General features: G+C 42.4%; 6 protein-coding genes. 3 read left to right on the top strand and 3 right to left on the bottom strand.

Going from position 1 to position 6,978, the window contains the following annotated elements; translation table 11 throughout:
- Positions 1 to 133 precede the first annotated feature (133 nt).
- The gene (gene mobV, locus DSM106972_RS48590; RefSeq protein WP_127087442.1) at positions 134 to 1,975 is read left to right on the top strand and encodes a MobV family relaxase; all 1,842 of its coding nucleotides are present in this window, start codon (positions 134 to 136) and stop codon (positions 1,973 to 1,975) included.
- Positions 1,976 to 2,315: 340 nt separating this feature from the next.
- Positions 2,316 to 2,510, top strand: coding sequence for a hypothetical protein (locus DSM106972_RS48595; protein WP_127087443.1), 195 nt, complete (start codon positions 2,316 to 2,318; stop codon positions 2,508 to 2,510).
- Here DSM106972_RS48595 and DSM106972_RS48600 read toward each other — a convergent pair.
- From DSM106972_RS48600 to DSM106972_RS48610, 3 genes are all read right to left on the bottom strand, one after another.
- On the bottom strand, positions 2,507 to 2,785 hold the full coding sequence (locus tag DSM106972_RS48600) for a hypothetical protein (RefSeq protein ID WP_127087444.1): 279 nt from the start codon (positions 2,783 to 2,785) through the stop codon (positions 2,507 to 2,509). The two genes, DSM106972_RS48595 and DSM106972_RS48600, sit on opposite strands and share 4 nt — an antisense overlap.
- A 131-nt stretch (positions 2,786 to 2,916) precedes the next feature.
- Positions 2,917 to 5,733 (bottom strand): DUF3854 domain-containing protein, encoded by a 2,817-nt coding sequence (locus DSM106972_RS48605; protein WP_127087445.1) that lies wholly within the window; start codon positions 5,731 to 5,733, stop codon positions 2,917 to 2,919.
- A gap of 299 nt (positions 5,734 to 6,032) precedes the next feature.
- Positions 6,033 to 6,194: a ribbon-helix-helix domain-containing protein gene (locus tag DSM106972_RS48610; protein ID WP_127087446.1), complete on the bottom strand. Its 162-nt coding sequence runs from the start codon at positions 6,192 to 6,194 to the stop codon at positions 6,033 to 6,035.
- A 189-nt stretch (positions 6,195 to 6,383) separates the two neighbouring features.
- Between DSM106972_RS48610 and DSM106972_RS52990 the strand changes: the two genes are divergently transcribed.
- Positions 6,384 to 6,761, top strand: a complete 378-nt coding sequence (locus tag DSM106972_RS52990) for a hypothetical protein (protein ID WP_186538352.1) — start codon at positions 6,384 to 6,386, stop codon at positions 6,759 to 6,761.
- Positions 6,762 to 6,978: the final 217 nt, after the last annotated feature.

Genomic DNA, 6,978 nt, shown 5'->3' on the forward strand with positions numbered 1-6,978 from the left:
TGTACTCACTTCACTTCTGTGCCCCTTCGGGGTGGGCACCGCCCATCCTCGCTCGCCTGGACGGCTCCCTCGGACACAGAAGTACGTTCGCCCTTCGGGTCGTGTTCCCAGATTATTGGTGGGGGTTTTGTTAATGACCGCAAAAGCCATTATGCGCGTTGGTAAATTAAAAAGTTTGGGTAGTGTGGGCGGCAGTGAAAAACATACTGCTCGTCTTCAAGATACACCAAACGCTGACCCCTATAAAGAAAATATTCGGTTAATTGGTGAGGATGATGACCCCGAACTAGAAAAAATAGTTTTATCTAAAATAGATGACCATACTAAACACAAACCGCGTAAAGATGCAGTACTGTGCAGCGAAATTTTTTTATCGGCATCTCCAGAATTTTTTCGTCCTCATGACCCATCAAAGGCTGGGGAATGGGATGAAGAATTGATGTGGGACTTTGCCAATGCTTCGTCCAAATGGTTACAAGAAAACTTTGGTGATAAATGCGTCCGCGCGGAGCTACATTTAGATGAAGCGACCCCCCACATCCACGCTTACATCGTCCCCATCAACGACAAAACCAAACAATTAAGCCACAAAGAGATGTTTGGGGGTGATGGGCGCCAAGCTAGTATAAAATTATCCAAGTTTCAAGATTCTTATGCTCAAGCACTGGCGCCTTTAGGTATCGAACGCGGGGTCAAAGGCAGTAAAGCCACCCACACCAAAGTTAAAGAATATTACTCTTCAGTCAATTCTGAACCCCTCACCCTCGAATTAGATAGACTGGCGCCAAAGCAAGGAGAAACGGCACAGCAATTGTTTAAGCGTATAAAATCAGACCCAACAATTCAAACCATCAATCATCAACTGGCTGACCACCGTCGAATTATAGAACTTGAAAAACGGGCATCCCAAAAAGCAAATGCTTCTGAGAAATTACGCTCTGAGCTAGAAAACCGTGTAGCTGAATTGGAAGAAGAGAATTTTTACTGGAAGCAGCAGGCAGACCAATTAAGAGACTTGCCTTTAGAGGATGTAGCGTGGCATTTAGGACTGGATAAAGCTGATAAAGGAGAGAACCGTTGGAAGGGATTAGGGCAAGTTATCAATATTAATGATTCTAAATGGTACGACTTTACAGCAGAAAAAGGTGGCGGTGGGGCTATTGATTTGGTAATGCACGTTGCTGGGTGTAATTTTCGGTCTTCGGTTGCCTGGTTACATGACCGTTTTGGGTCTCTTGGAATGCTGCGTGCTACCAAAGCTTACGTAGAAACACAAGCCACTAAAATTGTTGCAGAAGAACCAACACCGCAATTTGTACTTCCAAAAAAGGATGATGAGAAGTGGCAAGCAGTACATAATTATTTGACAAAAACTAGGGGACTGCCAGAAAATTTTATTACTGCCCTTCGCTCTAACGGATGGCTCTATGCTGACGACCAGCAAAATGCTGTATTTACAATGCGCGAGCTTCCAAACGAGGCGCCATCACTTAAAACAGAAACCACAGGCGCATTTTTACGAGGAACGCGGGGAGAAGACAACTCGTTTATGGGATACGCGCTTGGTACGAAGCGAACAAAAGGATGGTTTTACTTCCACTTGGGTGGTAAGCCAACCGATGAAGTTGAAAAAGTTGTTATTTGTAAATCCCCCATCGATGCGCTTTCATGTGCTGCGCTATCTGTTTCTGCACATTCTGGTATGTCCCCGACGCGAACAATGTTTTTAGCTGTCGATAGTCCCAAAAGCTTACCGTTGGATTTTCTCAAAGACATTCCTGCTATTACTGTTGCCTGCGATAGCGATGAAACGGGACACTCAATGGCACGAGCTATTAAAGAGTTACTACCGCAAACAACTATAGCACGACCAAAAACTACTGATTGGAATACCGAACTGTTGGAGTATTCGCGGCAAGAAAGTACAGGGCGCCTTGAAGCAGAAAATAAAAGGAATCGGGGACTGGAATACTAGTAAATTGACATTCTCTTTTGTACGAGGAGCGTACCATTACACCATTAAGCAATGCTTACCCGATGCAGGCGCCAAAATCAATATATATATAGATAGCCTAACAATATAAGTTATGGATTCTCACCTGGAGCGCAAAAAGCATGACTACTGTTTACCATTTATTACTTGCTCAGAAAACAGTACAGAGCTACGGGTTTGGGCGCCAACTGCGACAAGAAAGACTATAAAATTGCCCCCGATACTGTACCTATACTACCGCAGCGCGCGCAGTAGTCAGGAGCATATGGGAAGGTAATACAATAATATAAGTTACGGTTCCCAACCAAGTTACACAACAACAATGGAACAAATTCCTTCATCCGAGAGCGAACTAATGGCTACTGTCTACCTGAAAGACGGTTCAAAAGTCGAGGTTTCTATGGACGAACTGGGAGATTATCTCGAAGCGAACCGAGATAAAATCCAACCTCAGACAATTAAGCGACGTGGACCGGTTCGCTCAAAACTTAGTGCCGAAATTAGCTCCGTTGGTTAGCAGTACAAAATTACGGTTATGTTAGTTAATTTAGCATTGCTATTGTCAGTTACAGACTCCAACTGCTCCTGACTCTCAGCAAGAAATACATCACACCCCCTAAAAAGTCGATACTCAGTTCTGGGGTCATCATTTGAGCTGGGAATGTATTCCTGCTCAGAACCCAGTTCCACATATGCCCAAAACCCTTTTCTCCCCTGTACCAATCCATCAACCCATCCGTCTGAAGATGCTGATTCAAAATCCGCCCGCGTAACTTTTACCCTCAATGCCATAACTCGCACCCCTCACTATTTCCATAACCAAATCATTTTAAATCCCGCTACTACCCCAAATTTTGGGATTTTTGGAATAGTAACCTGGCAGCGGGGTTTTACAACTTCAAATAAGTGAAATAACTCAAACTCTAAACCCCCAACCAAGGTGCCACATCATAAACACTGACACTGATTGTCTCGGAACCACTTACAGGGCGAACTTTCCAGGTGCGTTTCGTAGTACCAAACTCCATCAATTCGCATTTTTCACCTCGGTACTCACCAAACGAATTGCATCCTGGGCGCCAAACAAGTTTCGCTGCAGCTTTGATTTTCTTCACTTGTTCCGGTGTGCAAGTTAGAACAAATGCGTCTAGTTCTAAGGTATCGGCTGCTTCAAGGATTATTTTGCCTAGTGCAGAAGTATTATCAAAAGTCTGTATTATTTGTTCTCCTAGTGTAGGAGTGTAGGTTGGTGTAGATACTGGTGTAGTCTTCAAATCCTTATCCTGTATAGCTTGAGAGGCAGTGTAGGTTTTCGAGTCACCCGACGGGTTCTCAGATTCATCTACTTGCATTGGTTGCTTGCTGTTCTCACTGTTTACTTTGGGTAAGGAATTATCTACACTATCTACACTTTCCTTATCCTGTAAGGGTTTGAGGTCTACACTAACATCTACACTGGATTTACACTCTCTACACTGACCATCTGTACTACCAAACCAATCACTAACCCTAGGGCTATTATCATTTTCGGTTCTAAGCCTTACACCATAAACTCTAAAGCCTGGTCCGCATCTGGTTTCACGAACCTGTACCCAACCAATTTCGTGGCATATTTCAATTAAGTGTTTCTTGAAATTGTTCCTGGTGTAATTACTGCGTCCATCGTTTTCCTCACACATTTTTAGATAGGCGCCGAATAATGTTGAACTATTATCTCCTTTACCTCCAAGCATTACGTATTCGTTAGGGGAAGCAGGAACCAGCATTTCTTCCACAAACATTGCAACCGAATCATTCTCTGTTTTGTGCAACCAGGTTAAACGTTTAATATCTGGACTATACCCTGAGTCAACTCCAGCAATTAGATTTTTGACTTGCACACAATCCATCGACAATGCCAAAGAAATTAATATCCCTACCTCTTCTTGCATTTTCTGTTCCATCCCACAATCTCTAACAGGAATTGGATTATCAAATTGCAATAAACTTATGCGTCTATCAACTCCGGTTGTATCGCCAATAAAAGGATTATTATTTGCAACCACGACTAGAGAACCTGGGAACTTGGAACTACTTGCTGGTTTATAAATTTGACGATAGGGTATACTGTCCCCTCCGGTTAAGGATAACAAACCCGAAATATCTGTACTCTGTTTTTTCTCATCTGGACATATTACTAATTGCTTGTCTATAATTGCTGCAATTACATTGTCATCTCCCAAGCGATGCAGTTTAGCACTTGTATGATTCCCTTTTCCTACGGCTGTTTCTAAGATTCTGACAAAGCTTCCTTTCCCTGCACCTGGCGCTCCCAGTAACAACATGAACATTTGCAAAGCAGAAAATTGATAAGTTAAAGTACCGTTTATAAATGCAAGCATTTTTAGTACTTTCATTACATCTCCGTTTTGAGCATACATCGCATAAGCGTAGAAGTTTGGAGCATGAAGCCTTGATAATTCTATTATGTCTCCTCCTTTCTCCCAAGCCAGTTTGGGGCATTTATGACTAAGGTGAGAAGTGAACATAAAACCTGGACTATGTTCATGCTGAAATCCTGTTTCTACCTCTAAAACGTAATCCGAAAACGCAATCCATTTACTACGGTCGAACGAGTTCCATTCTTTTTGTAATAACTCCAGTTGCAGGAAATAAATAACGTTCTCGACGTAGGAAGAATAATTGCATTCAGCATTCGACATTGTTTTTAGTTGCAAGTAAACTTCAGTTTTAAAAACTATGCTATCAATCGCTTCCCAAACCTTCCCATTGTATCGGCGCCAAGTTTGTTGCTCTAAATCATATTTCCAAAGAGTTCTAAATTCGAGAGCCAACTCGCACGCAATAGCTCTTGGTGGTAATTTTTTATCAGTTTCATACGAGCTAAACTGCTTCTCCCAGGATTCTAAGTTAACAACCTTGCCCAAAACTTCGCGCTTGAATTTATCAGCTCCGTTTTTCTGAATGTAATCATCCATGCCCTTACCTTCCTCTACGCTCCACAACCCAGTACCTATATATACAGGTACTTTAAATTTACTCAGTTGTACAGCTAGTTTGTGCTGGGCAATATTTACATTGTCGTTCGTTGCAGCATCAGCATCGAAAATAATTATGAAACCAAAACCTTCTCGTGCAAGGCGTTCAAGTGTCTCGACTAAGTAGCGTTTCCCTTGAGGGTCTAATTTAGCACTCGTCAAACCTTGCTCTACGCCTGCTAATGCAACACAAGGAATGTCATTAAAACACGCACAAATCGCTTTGAACAACCCTTCGGTAATTAGTAAACAAGGATGCCCGTTAATCTTCCATGCTAATTCCCGCAAAGTTATATAATCCGTCCAATATTGCCTATTGGTAGGATGTTTGGGCAACATTGCGTCATACTCTTCCCCGGTAGCAGTCCTATATTTGGGTGCCTTTTTATCCCCCTCATTCTTCCAGGGTTTGTTTGGGCGAAACTGTCCAAAACCGTTCCATCCCTCAAGCCAAATACCATCTGACTTTGCAGTGTAACCCAAACGTTCGGACGCTTCTTTGGCATCCATCGAACGTGCGTTCATCAATACCCATTCAGGACTTAACCCTCTGTTCGACACACACTCCTTATAATGTTTGTCGTTCAGCCTGGAAGCTTCTGCTGGGTTTTTCGCTGCTGGTGGTTCTGATACATTCCCAAAAACGGTTTGGGTTGGAATTTCAAAGCTAGTTGCTATTTCTGTTTTAATTGTGTCGGTCATAATTTTTGTTCCTTGACCAACTTCAAACCTTCATACCCTAATTAGTACATTTGATTGGTTGCTTGTCTTTGCTGCGAAAAGGTATCATGGGAATAATAAAGTAATTGAATCAGACAGAGTACCTTTTTGCAGTTACAGTTTGTAGCTGTAGGAAGCACGACGCAGTAATGCGACAAGCAAGCAACATACCTAGGAGTATGTGCAAGTTTGAAATTGAAGTTTCCCAAACCCGGTGTTCCACCACAGGGTCTTTTTTTTTATACAACTTTTTGGGGACAGTTTTAACTCTGTCCTTTTTTTTATTTTGGTGGTGCCGGGTATTTGTCCTTAAACTTGGCTCGTACTGATTGTTCAACCAAGAACGCAGCTAAGTTGGCTGTAGGGCGCCCTTCTGCTTCAGCCCAACGTATCAAGTCCTCGTAAATTGCATCAGGTAAAACAATAGTGGTTTTCTTTGACATTGAATCATATTGCGGGTTCTCCATCTTGATTATCCACATAAATGCTCTTTCTGGGACATTGGCATAGAATCGCCATCTTGACGCATGGCAATTCTATGCTAAGATTATTTTGTTCACTTAAGTTCTCAAAAAGCACACCAAGATTCTGAATAAATCCTCAACAAATCCCCAACAAGAACACGAACACATATGACCACAACGCGGATAGTGCTGCCGCAAAAGCACAAACCGTTCGCAGAGGAGTTGCTAGCAGTTACGGGTATTGATTCGCTATCAAATTTGTTTGTAGTATTTTTAACTCGTTATGGTTCTCACCTAAAAACGAGTTGGAATATCACACAATCGTTAGCAGTAGCGCATTCCCCGACACCACCAGCAACCTATCAGGCTCCGGAATATTCAGTAAATCAAAGTCAGATTAATTACCAAAAAACGGGCATGGTTCAACAAGTTGACATAATTCAACAAATTGAATGTTCGGACATGATTCAATCAATTGAACCAATCCAAGAACCGGAAATCGACCCAGTAATAGCAAGGTTGACACCGCTCTTAGACAGATTTTGAGCAGCCGCCTCCTCCGCCAAGATGAAACGGCTGCTTGCTCACCTAAAAAAATGAACACAAGGATTTTAGCACCATGAACGCTAATGGTTTTAATTTCGATGCCTTACATAAGGCATACGAAACAGGCATTCTAAACAAGGGGTAAAAGTAGCGAAGCTGTCACCAGCCGCCATGCGACGGCTGTAACCTATACCCAAACTGGATAAGGGCAAAAATT

Origin of the sequence: Dulcicalothrix desertica PCC 7102 (assembly GCF_003991905.1) — a bacterium.
Taxonomy (GTDB): domain Bacteria; phylum Cyanobacteriota; class Cyanobacteriia; order Cyanobacteriales; family Nostocaceae; genus Dulcicalothrix; species Dulcicalothrix desertica.